Annotated in this window: 11 protein-coding genes; 7 read left to right on the top strand and 4 right to left on the bottom strand. The window is 69.0% G+C overall.

Features of this window, described 5'->3' with window-relative positions; genetic code table 11:
* Nucleotides 1-1,080 carry a sensor histidine kinase gene (locus ACFWP0_RS06460; protein WP_377840587.1) on the bottom strand — a complete coding sequence of 360 codons (1,080 nt, stop codon included), beginning with the start codon at nt 1,078-1,080 and terminating at the stop codon, nt 1-3.
* 137 nt (nt 1,081-1,217) lie between these two features.
* On the opposite strand from ACFWP0_RS06460, the gene ACFWP0_RS06455 reads away from it, so the two are divergent.
* Entirely contained in the window at nt 1,218-1,898 is a 681-nt protein-coding gene (locus ACFWP0_RS06455; protein ID WP_377840585.1) for a LytR/AlgR family response regulator transcription factor, read from the top strand.
* A 29-nt stretch (nt 1,899-1,927) separates the two neighbouring features.
* Here ACFWP0_RS06455 and ACFWP0_RS06450 read toward each other — a convergent pair whose 3' ends face one another.
* The 3 genes from ACFWP0_RS06450 to ACFWP0_RS06440 form a co-directional block, all read right to left on the bottom strand.
* Entirely contained in the window at nt 1,928-8,080 is a 6,153-nt protein-coding gene (locus tag ACFWP0_RS06450; protein ID WP_377840583.1) for an autotransporter outer membrane beta-barrel domain-containing protein, read from the bottom strand.
* A gap of 230 nt (nt 8,081-8,310) precedes the next feature.
* Nucleotides 8,311-9,000, bottom strand: a complete 690-nt coding sequence (locus tag ACFWP0_RS06445; protein ID WP_377840581.1) for a DUF1971 domain-containing protein — start codon at nt 8,998-9,000, stop codon at nt 8,311-8,313.
* 128 nt (nt 9,001-9,128) lie between these two features.
* A complete protein-coding gene (locus ACFWP0_RS06440; RefSeq protein ID WP_377840580.1) occupies nt 9,129-9,842 on the bottom strand; it encodes a Crp/Fnr family transcriptional regulator in 714 nt (237 codons plus the stop codon).
* Nucleotides 9,843-9,898: 56 nt separating this feature from the next.
* On the opposite strand from ACFWP0_RS06440, the gene ACFWP0_RS06435 reads away from it, so the two are divergent.
* From ACFWP0_RS06435 to ACFWP0_RS06410, 6 genes are all read left to right on the top strand, one after another.
* Nucleotides 9,899-10,903 (top strand): ABC transporter substrate-binding protein, encoded by a 1,005-nt coding sequence (locus ACFWP0_RS06435; RefSeq protein ID WP_377840578.1) that lies wholly within the window; start codon nt 9,899-9,901, stop codon nt 10,901-10,903.
* Nucleotides 10,900-11,685, top strand: coding sequence for an ABC transporter permease (locus tag ACFWP0_RS06430; protein WP_377840577.1), 786 nt, complete (start codon nt 10,900-10,902; stop codon nt 11,683-11,685). The genes ACFWP0_RS06435 and ACFWP0_RS06430 overlap by 4 nt, the downstream gene beginning before the upstream one ends.
* Nucleotides 11,678-12,376, top strand: a complete 699-nt coding sequence (locus ACFWP0_RS06425) for an ATP-binding cassette domain-containing protein (RefSeq protein WP_377840575.1) — start codon at nt 11,678-11,680, stop codon at nt 12,374-12,376. Before ACFWP0_RS06430 ends, ACFWP0_RS06425 begins: the two co-directional genes overlap by 8 nt.
* On the top strand, nt 12,373-12,813 hold the full coding sequence (locus ACFWP0_RS06420; RefSeq protein ID WP_377840573.1) for a CopD family copper resistance protein: 441 nt from the start codon (nt 12,373-12,375) through the stop codon (nt 12,811-12,813). The genes ACFWP0_RS06425 and ACFWP0_RS06420 overlap by 4 nt, the downstream gene beginning before the upstream one ends.
* Before the next feature lie 31 nt (nt 12,814-12,844).
* Nucleotides 12,845-14,947, top strand: coding sequence for a TonB-dependent receptor family protein (locus ACFWP0_RS06415; RefSeq protein WP_377840572.1), 2,103 nt, complete (start codon nt 12,845-12,847; stop codon nt 14,945-14,947).
* 141 nt (nt 14,948-15,088) lie between these two features.
* Entirely contained in the window at nt 15,089-16,297 is a 1,209-nt protein-coding gene (locus ACFWP0_RS06410; protein WP_377840570.1) for a benzoate/H(+) symporter BenE family transporter, read from the top strand.
* The last annotated feature ends 4 nt before the right edge of the window (nt 16,298-16,301 follow it).

The following is a 16,301-nucleotide window of genomic DNA, read 5'->3' as shown; positions in this document are numbered from 1 at the left end:
CTACAGCGGCGCCGGCTCGCCGCTGAGCCGGATCTCGGCCACGGTCAGGTCGCCGCGCTGATCCAGCGAGAATTCGTATCGGTCGGCGTAGCGCAATGCCAGGCGGCGGCACAGATTGCCGAGCCCGCCGCCGCTTTGCACCAGATCGAAGGGCGCCTGCAGCTGGCCGGGGTTATCCACCTCGATGATCAGTACGCCGCCCTGAAGCCGGGTGCGGATGTGAATCACGAACCGGTCATGTTCGGAACGCATGCCGTGCTTGATGGCATTCTCCGCCAGCCCCTGCAGCGTCATGTGGGGTATGTTGATCTTCAGCGTGGCCGGGTCGATCTGGCACCGGCATTCCAGCTGCCTCTCGAAGCGCAGGGCCTGTATGCGCACATAGGCCTGGGCCGCCTCGATGTCCTCTTCCAGCCGGCACAGCCCGCGCCCGCGCCTGTCCAGCGAATAGCGCAGGTAATCGGCCAGGCGGCGCGTCATCTCCTCGGCCACGGCTGGGCGGTCGGCGATCTCGGCGACGATGGTGTTGAGCGAATTGAAGAGGAAGTGAGGTTCTATCTGCAGCTGCAGATGCTCCAGCTCCAGCCTCAAGGACCGGGTCTCGGCCTTCATCTTGGACATGCGTTCGGCGCGCGCGGCGAGCTCGGCGGACACGCCGAAGTAGATCAGCGTCCAGATGGAGAGTATCCCCATGTAGTAGATGAATCCCAGCCGGTATTGGTTTCCGGGTATCGCGCCGATCACGTCAGGCAACAGCAGGTGATTGATGGCGTAGGCAATCGTGGCCAGCAGCGCCGAGGCCGCCAGGCACAGCAACACCGCGCAGGCAAGCACCAGGATGGGCGCGTCGGCCTTGGCCGAACGGCGTCCATGCAGCACGGCGGCCGTGCTGGTCAGGACGAACGCCAACGGCTCCAGCGACAGCGTGAGCCAGAATGCCGCGACGGCGTTGCCGAACACGGCCAGCCGGATGAAGTAGCCGATGACCGCAAGGAAAATCCAGCCCACTATCTGGGCGCGCCAAAACCCCGGAGAGGATTCCCCCTGGCTGAGCCCCTGGCCGATCGATGTCAATATCATGGACGCGCCCCCCGAAAGGGCCCTGTTCAAGCCAGGCGCCGGACCGCCGGACCGCCGGACACCGCATATGGCCTTTTATTTACCTGCGGATTTGACCGAAAGAATATACTCGCCACACCCTGGCGCCAGAGAGAACCATGCTACGTGTCCTGATCATCGACGATGAGGCTCCTGCGCGGCGCTACCTGCGCCGGCTGCTTGAAGCCGCGCCCGCGGTCCAGGTCGCGGGCGAGGCCGCTACAGTCGAACAGGCGCGCAGGCTGATCCGGGACCACAACCCGGACGCCATTTTCCTGGATATCGAACTGGCTTCCGGCACGGGATTCGATCTTCTGGACGGCCAGGAATCCGCAGCCTCCGTTGTCTTCGTTACCGCGCACACCGACTATGCCGCTCGCGCCTTCGACGTCGAGGCGGTCGACTACCTGCTCAAGCCGGTCTGTCCGGACAGGCTCAGCCAAACGCTGGCGCGGCTGCGCCCCCGCACGGCCGGCCACCTGTCCATGCGAACCCGGGCAGGCACGCGGCTGATCAAGGTCCAGGAACTGACGGTCATGCAAGCCCAAGGGGACTACGTGCGCCTGTGCGGCGTCGCCTGCGCCAACGAGCTGATGCACATCACGCTCAAGCGCCTGGCGGCGCAGCTTCCCTTCCCGCCCTTCTGCGCCCTGTCCCGTTCGGTCATCATCAATCTCGAACATATTTCCCAGCTGGAGCAGCGGCCCGGCGCGCAGACCGAAGTGACGTTCAACAATGGCGTCGATCCCATCGTCCTGGGCCGTGTCGCGTCGCTGCGCCTGCGGCGCGCGCTGGCATAGGACGCAGCCCGGGACCGGTTCGCCCGCGCTCAGAATGGCACCATCACCTTCAGCGACGCGCTGTTGCTGCGCACATGCTGCGAGAACTGCCCCTCGTACTGCAAGCGGAAATCCACGCCTCCCGCCTTCATCACCGCCAGGCCCGCCCCCACCTTGCCGATGACGTCGTCGATGGGCAGCGACGTGTCGAACGATCCGGCGCCGGCCGGCGCGCCGCGCAGGCGCGCGCTCGACGTCCAGTCGTCCTGCGACAGGAAGGACGCGCCCGCATACAGGAACGGGCGCAGCATGGCTCCGTTCTTCAGCTCGGCGCGGCCTCCGAATTCGATCATGGGCGACACGCCCATGATGAACTGGTCGCTGCCGTCGACCGACAGCGCCAGCGGGTTGGAGCCCGATTCCTTGTACCCCGGCATGCGGCTGTAGCTGAAGTCCAGGTCCAAGTAGGGCTTCACATACATGTTGCCGTGCGCGAACGTGCGGGCGGCGCGCAGGCGCGCGTTGAAACCGTACACGTCGGGCTGGCTGGACACGGCTTCCCGATAGCCGGCGATGTCGATGTTGCGGTCCATGTCGTAGCCGCCATAGCCGCCGCCCAAGGCCGCGGAAAACACCCACTGCCCCTCCTGGCGCTTGAGCACAACGCCGGCGTAGCCACTGTCGCCATTGCCGCTGACGCTGCCGTCGCTCGCGCGCACGCGGCTGTTTTCGTACGCCAGGGAGCCGCCCAGGAACCAGCCGGGGCTGACTTCGCGCTGGCCGCCGAATTGGTACGTGACGGTGTCGTAGTCGAAGCCCGACGTGCCGCGGCTGCCCTCCTGCCGGGTGGCACGCCCGCTTACCTGGCCCCAGAAGCAGTTCTGTTCGCCGGTCATTGCATCCGCGCCGGTGAATGTGGGGCACGACATCATGGCGCTGGTGAACTGCCCCATGTTCGCGGCGGACTGCAGCGCCGGCGCGAGGGTCACGCCCGGCGAAAGATTGGCGACGCTGTCGCGATAGGCGCCGGCGCCCTGGCGCGAGGCCAGGTCCAGCTGCGCGTACAACGGCGCCAGCGCGGAATTCCCGCCTGCATCCCAGGTGCGCTGCAAGTGGCTCGCGACCTGGCTCTGGTTCTCCTTCAGGCCCATGGAAGACGCATTGTAATCGGCCGATTCGACGCGAATGCGGATTTGCGGCCCGACCTGGCGCGTTTCGTAGTCAAACACCGGACTGTCCACTGCCGTGAGCGATCCCTGCGAGCTCCCCTGCACCGTCACCACGGACAGTTCGCGTTTCGGCAGCAGCGCTTGGGGCAGCACATCCATGCCGCCGGCCAGATTGGCGTCGCCCTCGATGACCATGTGCGAGGACCGCAGCGTGTCGAAGTCCGCATCGGCGCGCAGCACGCCGCTATTGGACTGGGTCAGGCCGCCGCTGACGGTCAGGGTCTGGAACTGGCCGGGCTTGCCGATCACGATCAACCCGCCGTTGCGGACGTTGCCGTTGTAGGCCACGGCGTCGGTGGCCACGGCGCCGGTGTGATTGCTGAGGATGCAGGCATTGCTGCCGTCGGCATTGGCGCACAGCGTGCTGCCGGACAGCGTGCCGTAGTTGTCGATGGTCAGCATGGAACCCGACCCGGCGCCGTACTTCCCGTCGTAGCGCGCGGCCACGCCCGACAAGGCGCCCAGCGAGGCGCCTGCATTCACGACCAGCTGGTTGGCCTTGCCCGACGCGACCCAGACTCCGCTGCCGGATCCCGAGCCGCCTTGCACATCGCCGTTGACGACGACGGAAACCGAGCTGTTCGAGGCGGTGCCGCTGTCGCTTTGCGCGAATATGCCCGCCGATCCCGCGCCCGTGGCCTGCAAGACGCCCGACTGCTGCACCTGGACTTTGCTCCCGCTGCCGCCCTGCCCGATGGATCCCGCGAATCCGCCTTGGGGGCCACCGGCAAGGCCGCCTCCGCCGCCGATCGATTGCGCGACGATGCCATGCGCATTGGCGCCGCCTGTCGTCAGGTTGCCGCTGAAGGCGACGTTGACCACGTTGCCCCCGCCGCCATCGGAGTTGACCGAGACCGACTGCCTGGCGAACCCCGCCGGATTGAATTGGATGGCTTGGGACACGTCGCCCACGATGCCGCCGCCCCCGCCGATGGACTGGGCAACGATGCCGTGCGCGCCGGCGCCTCGCGTCGTAATGCTGCCGTTCAGGTCGACCTGCACCTCGCTGGCGTTCGCGCCGTAGGAGCTGTTCCGCTGGCTGCCCAGCTGTATCGTGCCCATGCCGCTTGCGGCGCCCGTGGTCGCGATGCCGCCGCCGGCGCCGATGGACTGCGCGATGACGCCCATCGCCCTGGCGCCATAGGTGTTCAGGTTCAGGCCCCCGCCAACAGTGACGGGGCTGCCATAGCCGCCACCGCTGGCGTTGCCCGCGGTCATGCTGAACTGCTGGCTGCCGGGGTTGGCCGCCGAACTGGCGCTGCCCGCCATGGCGATGCCGCCGCCTCCGCCGATCGATTGGGCGACCAGGCCGTAGGCGCTGTCGCCCTTGGTCAGGATGGAGGCCCAGCTCCCGCCGGTGACGGTGATGGCGCCGCCGTTCCCCTGCATGCCGCCCAGTTGCATCTGGCCGCGCGCCTGCGGCGAGCCCGATCCCGCCATGCCGCCGCCGCCGCCGATGGACTGCAGCACGACGCCCGCCGCGCCATAGCCTTCGGTGTTGAAGGCGTTGACGCCGTCGCCGTTCAGCCAGGCCGTGATTTCGCCTCCCGAGCCGCCGTTGCCGCCGCTGCCCCCGACCGCCAGGGTCACATTGGATAGGGAGACGCTGGAGGACACCGCGGACGCCCCGCCCGCGCCGCCGCCGCCGCCGATGGACTGCACCACGGCCGCGTCCGCATAGTCCCCGTAGGTCTGGGTGTAGGCGCCCAGGATGGCGGGCGCGCCGCTGCTTCCGATGGCGCCGCCGTTCCCGCCCGCTCCGCCCGTCCCGCCGACGGCCACGTTGAACTGATAGGTGGTCCCGGAATCGTCCACCCGGGGGAGCGGAGAGGGGGTGCCGCTATTGCCGCCCACGGCGCCGCCCAGGCCGCCGGAACCGCCGATGCTCTGCGCCAGCAGGCCGTCCGCGTCGGCGCCATAGGTGGTGATGTTGCCGTCGCTGTTCAGGTTGATCGCGCCGCCGTTGCCTCCTCCGCCGCCGCCGCGGCCGACGGAGACGGAGCCGCGGACGTCCGTGGTGCTGTCTTCTTCGGTGGCGCTCACCTCCAGGCCGACCTGGCCGCCCTGCGATGCCCCGCCGCCGCCGCCGATGGACTGCAACAGCGCGGCGCGCGCGCCGTCGCCATGCGTGGTCACCGAGCTGCCCGGGTCTATCGTCAGGCTGGCGGCGCCGCCATTGCCGCCCGAGTTGCCGCTGCCGCCCAGGGCCAGCGTGATCGACACATTGGCATCGGTATTGATGCTGCGTCCGGTGGCCGATCCCACGCCTCCGGCGCCGCCGCCGCCGCCCACGCTCTGCACCAGGATCGCATTGGCGGAATCGCCCGAGGTGGCGATGCTGCTGCCCTGCATGACCAGCGACGCGGCGCCGCCCGTGTTGCCCGCGCCGGCGCTACCGCCCAGCGCGGATTGCAGCGATCCGCCGACCGAGTCGCCCGTGCCGATCACCGTGGACGTTGCGGAGGCGCTGCCGCCCATGCCGCCGCCGCCGCCGATGGACTGCACGATCACGCCCTGCGCATTCGCGCCCTGCGTCGTGATCCCGGCGCTGGCCAGCGTGGCCGCGGCCGTGGACCCCGCCCCGCCGGTGGCGCCCGAACCGCCCATGGCAAAGCTGACCGCCACGCCGAACGAGGCATCCTCATCGGGAACCGCGATGGTCAGGGCCTGGGCCACCGACGCGCCGCCCGCGCCGCCGCCCCCGCCCACCGATTGCACGATCACGCCATGGGCGTCGCTCGCGCCGGTCGTCACGCTGGAGTTGGAAACGTTGGCGGCCGCCGTGCCGCCCGCGCCGCCATTGCCGCCCGTGCCGCCTACCGCGACCGCCATGGAGAACCCCACGCCGGCATCGTAGGCGGACGCCGCGCCGCCCGTGCCGCCGCCTCCGCCGATGGCTTGCGAAACGATGCCGTAGCCGTGGTCGCCGCCGGTATAAACCGAACCGCCGCTCAGGTTGGCCGTTGCGTGGCCGCCCGCACCCCCGCCCCCCGCGGTGCCGCCGATCACCGCCACGCCATTGGCGCTGCCGCCGTCGCCGCCGCCGCCGCCGATGGATTGGGCCAGCATGCCGATGGACGCCGAACCGTTGACGCTCAGGCTCCCGTTCTGGGTGATGTTCACCGTGCCGCCGGCGACGGCGCTGCCGCCGGCGCCGCCCACCGAGACCAGACCGGCGCTGGCGCCCGCCGTGCCGCCGCCCCCGCCGATGGCTTGCGCGACGATGCCGTGCGACGAGGTTCCGAAGGTGGTGATGGCGGTGCGGCTGTCGACGTTGACCGTGCCGCTGGCGCCGCCGTTGCCGGCATCGGCGCCGGCATTGCCGAACATCTCGAAATTGCCCGTCGTGGCGCCGCCGATGCCGCCCATCGACTGGCCCAGGATGCCGATCGAATAATCCCCCTGGGTTCTGATCGTGCCGCCGGCGGTTCCCGCCGAGGCATCGCCGGTCGTCACATTGACCGTGCCGCCGGCGCCGCCCACGCCCGCGTTCTCCGGCGTGAAATCGACCAGCCCGCTGCTGGTCTCCACGCCGCCGCCCCCGCCGCCCAGGCTGCGCGCGACGATGCCGTGGGATTGAGTGCCGTAGGTCGAAACGCCGGCGCTGCCGCTCATGCCGACCTGGACGGTGCCGCCGTTGCCGCCGTTGGCGCCGTTGCTGCTTTCGCGTCCGGGTCCGCCGTTGCCGCCCTGGCTGATCACGCTGACGCCGGGCAGGTAGTACCCGCTGGTGGCGATCGACGAGCCGCTGTTCAGCGTGACGGTCGCCGACGAAAGGGCCGAGCCCCCGTTGCCGCCCCGCTCGCCGGTGGTATTGGTGCTGGTCATCGGCCCGCCGCCGCCATTGCCGCCCAGGCCCACCATCACGATGCCGCCGGACAGGGACGCCAAGGTCGTCGGCTCGGGCAGGGAATTGGTGGTGACCGAGATCTGGCCATTGTTGACGGCCGCCATGGTGCCGAATCCGCCGCCCTGGCCGCCGTTGTCGCTGCCGTCGCTAGAGGTAAACCCCGCGTTGCCCTGGCTGGCGACATACAGCCCGCGCACGCCGTTGGTCAGCGTGTTGCTGGTGGCGCTGCCAGGAATTTCCACATTGACCTGCACCGTCCCGCTGTTCGTGATGACCGTGGCGGCGGCGGGGTTCCCGCCGCCGCCCGTGCCGCCCCAGCCGTTGTCCTTGCCGCCGGCGCCGCCGAGCGATTCGGCGCCTATGCCCCAGGCGTAGCGGCCCGCGCTGCTGGACGACACCGAAACCGAGCCGTTATTGGCGATATTGACGATGTCGCTGTTTCCGCCATTGCCGCCCACCTGGTCGCTGCCCACGGCGCTCATCTGATCGCCGCCGGTTCCGCCTATGCTGGCTCCGTAGATGCCCACGCCGCCGTAAGGCAGCTTTTGCACCACGACCTGCCCGTTGTTGACGATGTTGACGGCCGACCCATTGCCGCCCCCGCCGCCGCTGCCGCCGCCAAAGTTGTCCGGCGGCGTGCCGCCCTTGCCGCCCACCGATGCGCCGTAGATGCCGAACTGTGCGCTGCCATCGTCCCACACGCCCGGCGCGGCCCCTTGCGGGGACTCCGCGGGAGAGCCGTTGGTCTCTACCGATTCGTTGTTGGTGATGGTGATCGCGCCGCCCCAGCCGCCAAAGGTGCCGCTGTCTTTCCCGTCGGGAGAACCCGTGCCGCCCTTCAGGCGCACCAGCAGCGCGGCCTGCTGCGGGTTGGGGCCGAGGTAGCCGTTGTTGACCACGATGTAGTTGCCGCCATAGCCGCCGCTGTTGGTGCCGGTGCCCGTGCCGCCGGTGTAATCGACGGTCAGGTTGCCGCTCTGGGTGGCATCCACGGTGCATGTGGTGGACGTGGAAGGGTTGGGCTGCGGGCAGCTGATATCGGCAAGCGCGGGTTGCGCCAGCATCAGCCCGAGCACGGTTGCAACACCCTTGCATGCCGGCAGGTTGGCGGTCAGCTTCTTCATATCGAATCCTTTGCGGGCAGCCGGTACGGCTTAAACCGAAGACGTATCGATTTTTGTCACCACGCAAAAGGAAGGCATGCTTTTTTCGACGAAACGTCGATTTGCCTCGGCGTAACGGTCGGCGGCGCGCGACCACATGCGATCGAACCCGGTTTTGAACATTAATGTTTCAATTCGAACGGCTATAACGTAACGAATTGCGCCCACCGCCCGCGCTTGGCGGGCCGGCGTCAAGCCCTGCAGAACGTGATCTGGAAGCTGCCCGGCAGTTCAAAGGCCACGTGGTGCCGCAGCTGCGGCTCGATCAGCACCTGCTGGCCCGCCGTCAGCACGGCCTCGGCGCCAGGCGGATCGTCCTGCGTGAAGCGCAGCACGCCCGCGTGCACCTTGAGCAGGCCCCAGGTGCCGGCCTTGGTGGAATGCGCCGCCTTCAACGCATTCGGCAGGTTCTCCGGCGTGAACACCGGACTGTCCTTGTAGGGCCGCACCCCCTCGGGCAAGGTGTCGGGCAGGCTGGGCATGGCTGCGCGCTGCTGCCACACGCTCCATAGCTTGGCGGCAATGCGCTCGGCCATGGCGTCGACCTTCGCCTGCAAGGCCGGGCATCCCAGTTCCGCCGAGGCGCCGTGAAACAGGGCAAGCCAGCGCTGGAACAAGGGCCAGGACAAGTCGGGAATCCGGGCGTGCGCGGGAATCGGCGCGCCCTTGAAGCGACGCGTGCCCAGCGCCAGCGACGACCAGAAGTCGCACAGCATCTCCAGGTGATGATCCCAGTCCGCCACGCGCGCATTGAAAATCGGCCCCAGCGCCTCGTCCTGGCGCACCCTGGCATAGAAACGGTGAACCAGCCGGCGGATATCGTCTTCGGTATAGGGCGCCGGCGTCGGGGCGGGAGGTCCGGCAGGGTCGGGATGGAACATGGCGCAAGGCTCGGGCGTCGGGATCAACCGCCCATTCTCCGGTCCCCCGGCGCAGGCTCCCATGACGCAAGTCATTGGCGCGCCGCGGCCGGCGCGCTATGCCGCCGGCGCCGCGCCCCTGCCCGCGTTCAGAACGGCCGCCGCGCCGTCACGGACAAGCCGGCCAGATGGGCCGGGTCGTGCACGACCCACTGGCACCGCTTGCCGCTGATGTAGCCCTGCGACTGCCAGTCATTGAGCAGGCGGCTCAGCGTTTCGGCGCGTATGCCCAGGTGCGCGGCAAGCTGGCGCTGGTTCAGCGGCAGCGTCAGCGCGGCGCCCTGGCGCTCATGCAGCCCCATCAGGTAGTTGGCCAGCCGCTCGGCCGCGGAACTGGAGGTGATCCAGTCGACCTGGTTCACCTGGTCATAGACGGCCTTGCTCAGCCCGGCCAGCAGCCTGAGCGCCAGGTCGGGCCACCGCCGGCAAGCCTCGTGCAGCCGATGGCGGCACAGCCGCCAGCATTGCACGTCGCTGCGGGCGCGCGCCTGCATGGGATAGCGGCCGTGCGGCATGAACATGGCCGCTTCAGCCATCAGCTGGCCGGGCTCGAACACCCGAAACACGCGCTCGTCGCCGTTGTAGCTGTAGCGCATCACCTCCGCCTGGCCTGCGGCGACCAGCAGGTAGTGGCGCGCCTCGTCGCCCTCGCCGAACAGGACCTGCCCCGCCGTGGCGCGCAGCGCGCTGGCGTCGCGCACTAGATGGGCGGCAACGTCAGCCGGCAGTCCGCTCAGCAGCGGATACTTTTCCAGCAAGGCCGCCGCGGCGGCAAGCGGCTCGGACAGATTGATATTTGTCATTCTGGGTCTTTCGGCATGAGGGGAGAATAAAACGATAATAATTCGTATTTAGAAAAATGATTGTCGACCTTCACACCCGCCGCCGCCTTTGCGCGGCAGCACTGGGCGCCGCGCTGCTGCCGCGCCTGCAGCCCGCCCGGGCCGCGACGCCGCGCCGCCATGCCCAATTGACGCTGGCCGGGCCCGGCGCCGTGGTCAGCTATCCGCTGATGCATATGGCGGCCAACGGCGCGCTGTCCGACCATACCGACCAGTTGCGGTTCCGCCTGTGGCAGACGCCGGACCAGTTGCGCACCTTGCTGGTGAACCAGGACATCGACTTCAGCGCGGCGCCCAGCACGCTGCCCGCCTTGCTGCACAACCGCGGCATGCCCGTGCGCCTGCTGAACATCTCGGTATGGGGCATCCTGTGGCTGGTCAGCCGCGACCCGGCGGTGAAGACCTTCGCCGACCTCGCCGGACGCGAACTGGTGGCGCCGTTCCAGCGCGACCTGCCGGCCGTGCTGCTGGATACCCTGCTGCAAGCGCAGGCCGCCCGCGGACTGGCGCCCGTGGCCTTGCGGCGCACCCGCGACGGCCAGGACGCGATTGCCCTGGTGCTCAACGGCCAGGCCGAACATGTGCTGCTGGTCGAGCCCATGGCTTCTCTGCTGCTGTGGCGGGCGGCGCAAGCCGGCGGCGTGCCGCTGTATCGCGCCCAAAGCCTGGAACAGGCCTGGCGCAGCGGCTTTCCCGAGCAGCCCTCGCTGCCGCAGGCCGGCGTCATGGCGGCTGCCGGCGTCGCGGGCGACACGGAGCTGTGCCGCGCGGTGAATCAGGCCTATGCGGAATCGGCGCGATGGTGCGCCGCCAACCCCGAGGCCTGCGCGGCCCTGGTGCGGGTACACCTGCCGCACCTGCCCGCCGCCGCCATCGAGACCGCGATCCGCAGCACCCGGCTGGAAAGCCGCAGCGCCCGCGAGGCCCGGCCCGAACTGGAAGCCTTGTACCGGCTGCTGGCCAGCCGCTATCCCCAAGCCATCGGCGGCGACCTGCCCCCCGTCGGCTTCTACGGGCCATGAGCGCGCCCGCCATGGAGCGCGGCCCCGCGCGCACCTCGCGCGGCTGGAGCGTGGCCGGCGTCCTGCTGTTGCTGCTTGCCTGGCACCTGACCGCCCTGCGCCTCGGCCCGCTGCTGATGGCCACGCCCTGGGATGCGCTGCGCGCCATCGGCCCGCTGGTGCGCAGCGAGCAGTTCTTCGCCAACGCGGGGATCAGCCTGATGCGGATCGGCGTGGGCGTGCTGGCCGGCGCCTCCATCGGATTCGCGCTGGGCGTGCTGGCCGGACACAGCGCGCGCCTGCGCGGGCTCATCGAACCCGTGCGCTGGCTGCTGATGGCCATGCCCCCCGTGGTCATGGTGGTGCTGGCGATGCTGTGGTTCGGCCTGGGATCGCCGATGGTCATCTTCATCACGACGCTGATGATGGCGCCGGGCATGTACGTCAACACCGTCAAGGGCATGCTGCACGTGGACCGCCAACTGGTGGAAATGACGCATGTGTACCGCTTTGGCGCGTGGCTGCGCCTGCGTCACCTGTACCTGCCCGCGCTGAGCGCGCCGCTCCTGGCGGCCTTGCTGATCGCGATGTGCGGCGGCGTGCGGCTGGTGGTCATGGCCGAGGTCCTGGGCGCGGAAAACGGCGTGGGCTATGCCCTGGCCAATGCCCGCAGCACCTTCGACACCGCCGAGCTGTTCGCCTGGGTGCTGCTGATCTTCGCCCTGGTCGCCGTGCTGGAATTCGCGCTGCTGCAGCCGCTGCAGCGCCGCCTTGGCCGCTGGATGGAGCCTAGCAATGCTTGAGATGCGGGCGTTATCCCTGCGGTACGGGACCCAGACCGTGCTGGAACACGTGGACCTGCGCTTGGCGCCGGGCGAGCGGCTGGGTCTCCTGGGGCCCAGCGGCGCGGGCAAAAGCTCGCTGCTGCGCCTGGCCGCCGGCCTGCTGCGGCCCAGCGCTGGCACGCTGGGGAACACATTCAGGCACCCGGTGCTGGTGTTCCAGGAACCCCGGCTGCTGCCTTGGCGGCACGCCCTGGACAACGTGGCGCTGCCCTTGCGCGCCGCCGGCCATCGCGCCGCCGACGCCCGCCGCATGGCGCGGGACTGGCTGGCCCGCGTCGGGCTGGACGCGGCGGGGCAGGCCTGGCCCGGCGAGTTGTCCGGCGGCATGGCGCAGCGGGTCTCGCTGGCCCGCGCGCTGGCGCTGGAGCCCGACCTGCTGCTGCTGGACGAACCCTTCAGCGCGCTGGATCCGGCCCTGCGCCGCCAGCTTTCCCTCTGCTGCCGCGACGAACTGGCCCGGCGCGGCGCCGCCCTGCTCTGCATCAGCCACGACCCGCAGGAACTGCTGGGCCTGGTCGACCGCTGCGTGATGGTCGACCACGGCCGCGTCACGTCCGTTCCGCTCACCGGCCCTGCCGGCAGTCCGCAACGCGCCGCCGACGCCGGACGACTGCGCGACTTATTGCTTGCCACAAGGAATCAACCATGACCTATGTCCTGCTGCACATCTTCCACCTCTTTGCCGCCCTGGTTTTCATCGGCACCGTCGCCTTCGAGGTGCTGTTCCTCGAACCCGTGCAACAGCGCCTGTCCGCGGACGTGCGCAAGGCGCTGGGGCGGGAACTGGCCCCGCGCGTGCGGGCGGTCATGCCCTGGGTGCTGCTGGTGCTATACGGCTCCGGGCTGGGCATGGCCTGGCAGTACCGCAGCGTGCTGGCCAGCCCCGGCAGCTCGGCGTTCGGCACCCTGCTGCTCATCAAGATCGTCCTGGCCACGAGCGTGCTCCTGCATGTCATCACCGCCATGACGCTGGCGCGCCGCAAGCGCCTGCATGCCGCCCTGCGCGCACGGGTGCACCTGAGCGTGTTCTGTCACATGGTCGGCATCGTATTGCTGGCCAAGACCATGTTTCACATTTCCTGGTAACGCCCAGACCGTTCTTCGTGGAATTCTTCCGATGTCTACCCCTGTCCTGCGACAACTCGCGTCCAGTCTTACCCTTGCCGCCCTCGGGCTCTCCGTGGCCTTTGCCCAGGAAGCGCCCGCGCTTGCTCCCGTGCTGGTGCACGGGCTGGCCATCCCGCGCGCGCTCGAGCCCAATCTGCTGCGCACGCAAGCCGAACTGCAAGCCGTGCCCGGCGGCACCAACCTGATCCAGCCCCAGCAGGAGGTCCGCCTGACGACCCTGCGCGACGCGCTGGACTATCAGCCGGGCGTGATCGTGCAGGAATTCTTCGGCGGCCTGGACCAGCCGCGCCTGAACATCCGGGGGTCGGGCATCCAGAGCAATCCGCTATCACGGGGCATCCTGCTGATGCAGGACGGCCTGCCGCTCAACGACGCGGACGGCTCGTTCATCATCAGCCTGCTAGAACCGCGCAACGCGGGCCTCATCAGCGTGCGGCGCGGCGCCAACGCGCTGTCGCCCGGCGCCAGCACCCTGGGCGGCGAGGTGGACTTCCAATCGATCACCGGCGCCCAGGGCGACTTCGTCCGGCTGGGCGGCGGCAGCTTCGGCACCCGCAACGCGACGCTTGCCAAGGGCTTCGAGGACGACCGGCTCGACGGCCGCTTCAGCTTCGGCTACGACAAGTCGGACGGCTACCGCCACCATTCCGCGTCGGAGCGCACCAGCTTCCAGGGCAACGTGGGATTCCGCCGCGGCGCCTTCGAGAACCGCACCTATCTTTCTTACACCGACCTCAAGTTCGACATCCCCCAGCCCATCCCCAAGGCGCGCATGTACGAGGACCCGCGCAGCGTGCTCGGCGACGGCAAGACGCCGCAAGACCTCGCCAACAACGTCTACCTGCGCGATCCGCACCGCGACACCACCCAGTTCCGCCTGGCCAACCGCAGCTTCTGGGGCACCGAGGACCTCAACCAGACCGCTGGCATCTACTGGCAGCACACCAAAGACGACTTCACCAATCCGCAAGTCGCCAACCTGACGGACGGCGACACCTACGGCCTGCTGTGGCAATTGGCGGGCAAGGCCGGCACGGTGGACTACCGGGTGGCGCTGGACTGGCAGCGCAGCGACATGGACCGCGACCTGGTGGCGATCCGCCCCGCCGACGGCCAGCGGCTGCAACGCTTCGGCGCCTACGACCTGCGCGCCGAGAACCGCAGCGCGATGATCGGCCTGGACTGGCACCTGAGCCCGCAGTTCAGCGTGGTCGGCGACCTGAAGTACAGCGAGGCGGTGCGCGACGCGCACGAACGGAACAGCGGCAAGACGCTGGACCAGGACTGGCGCTACGCCACCCCGAAGCTCGGCATCATCTGGCAGCCCGCCGCGTCCCAACGCTGGTACGCCAACGTCAGCCGCAGCAACGAAGCCCCCACCTTCTGGGAAATCGTCAACGGCGAAGTGGCCGCCCCCATGAATCCCGCCACCGCCAGCACCTCCATGAGCAAGCTGGACCTGCAGCGCGCCCTCACCTACGAGGTGGGCGGCGACGGCGCATTCACCGTGGCCGGCCGCGACCAGCAATGGAGCGTGTCGCTGTACCGCAGCAAGGTCGAGGACGAGCTGATGTCGGTCACCAGCGAGAACGGCACCCCGGCCGGCACCTACAACTACGGCGGCCGCACCCGCCATCAGGGCATCGAAGCCGGCCTCTCCGGCACGCTGCCCTCTCCCGGCGCCGGGATGTTCGACTACCGCATCGCCTACACGCTGAGCGACTTCCGCTTTCGCAGCGGCGAATATCAGGGCAACCGGATCGCGGGCGTGCCGCGCCATCTGCTCAGCGCCGAAGTGATGTACCGCCTCGGCGGATGGCGCTTCGGCCCGAACCTGCGCTGGCTGATGAGCGACACCGAAACCAACCACGCCAACGCGCCCGGCACCCAGCAAGAGGCCTATGCGCTGCTCGGGTTCAAGATCGCCTACGAACACGACGCGCACTGGAGCGGCTACGTGACGGCCGACAACCTGACTGACAAGACCTACGCCAGCAGCTACGCCATCCGCAACACCGCCACTCCCGCCATGCCCATCTTCCTGCCGGGCAACGGCCGCGCGTTCAGCGCGGGGCTGGCGTACAAGTTCTGATCCAAAGGCAATGGCAGGCCGCAAAGCGGTCTGCCCGATCTTCCGGATGTGGCATGAATCACCATGCCGCCCCAACCCTACACTCCACGATCAATCCTGGCCGATGCGTCAGCCGGCCTGTTCATCATTGTGGAGTGATACATGAGCACATCGCCGGCAGGCCTTCGCGCCGCCGATTTCTTCTCGCCGACCGTCGCGGCGCTTATTTCGGTGCTGGTCAACTACGGCGGCACCTTCGTGCTGGTCTTCCAGGCCGCCGAGCTTGCCGGACTGACGCCCGCCCAGACCGCCTCCTGGGTATGGGCGGTGTCGGTCGGCGTCGGCGTCACCGGCGCCTGGCTGAGCTTTCGCCACAAGGAACCCATCGTCACGGCCTGGTCGACGCCGGGCGTGGCGTTTCTTGCCACCGTGATGCCGTTCACGCCCTACGGCGAGGTCATCGGCGCCTATGTCATTTCGGCGCTGGGCTTTGTGGCGCTGGGCGCATCCGGGGCTTTCGAGAAGCTGGTCCGCATGATCCCCGGCGGCATTGCCGCGGGCCTGCTGGCCGGCATCCTGCTGCAGTTCGGGGTCAACGCCTTCGGCGGCGCCAGCGCCGACCCGCTGCTGGTGACCGCGCTGGTGATCTCGTACGCCCTCCTCAAGCGGTTTACCTCAAGGTTCGCCGTGGTCGGCATCCTGGTCGTCGGCCTGGCGCTGCTGATCGCGCAGGGCAGGATAGACTTCTCCGCGGTCCACCTCAGCCTTGCCAGGCCCGTTGTCGAAATGCCCCGGTTTTCGCTGAACGCCTTGCTGGGCGTCGCGCTGCCCTTGTTCATCATCACGCTGACGGGGCAGTACATGCCGGGCATGCTGGTGCTGCGCAACGATGGCTTCAAGACCAGCGCGAACCCTATCCTGGTCGTCACCGGCCTGGGCTCGCTCGCCATGGCCCCGTTCGGCGCGCACGCGTTCAACGTGGCGGCGATCACCGCGGCGATCTGCACCGGCAAGGATGCGCATGAAGACCCCCGCAAGCGCTACATCGCGGGCCTGGCCTGCGGCCTGTTCTATATCCTGGTGGGCACATTCGGCGTCACGCTGGCCGCGCTGTTCATGGTGCTGCCCAAGGCGTTCATCACCGCGCTCGCGGGCCTTGCCCTGCTGGGCGCCATCGGCGGCAGCCTCGCCAATGCCATGGCCGACGCGCGCACCCGCGAAACCGCCCTCATCACCTTCCTGGCCACCGCGGCGAACGTCACCCTGCTAGGGGTGGGCGGCGCGTTCTGGGGACTGGTCGCCGGCCTGACTGCGCATCTGCTCATCCACGGCGGACACCGCGCGTTGATAGGCGGCGCGGCCAAGCCCTAGCAGG

Origin of the sequence: Achromobacter sp. NPDC058515 (genome assembly GCF_042721735.1) — a bacterium.
In the GTDB taxonomy this organism is placed as follows: domain Bacteria; phylum Pseudomonadota; class Gammaproteobacteria; order Burkholderiales; family Burkholderiaceae_B; genus Achromobacter.
This window is presented reverse-complemented; position numbering and strand designations above follow the sequence as displayed.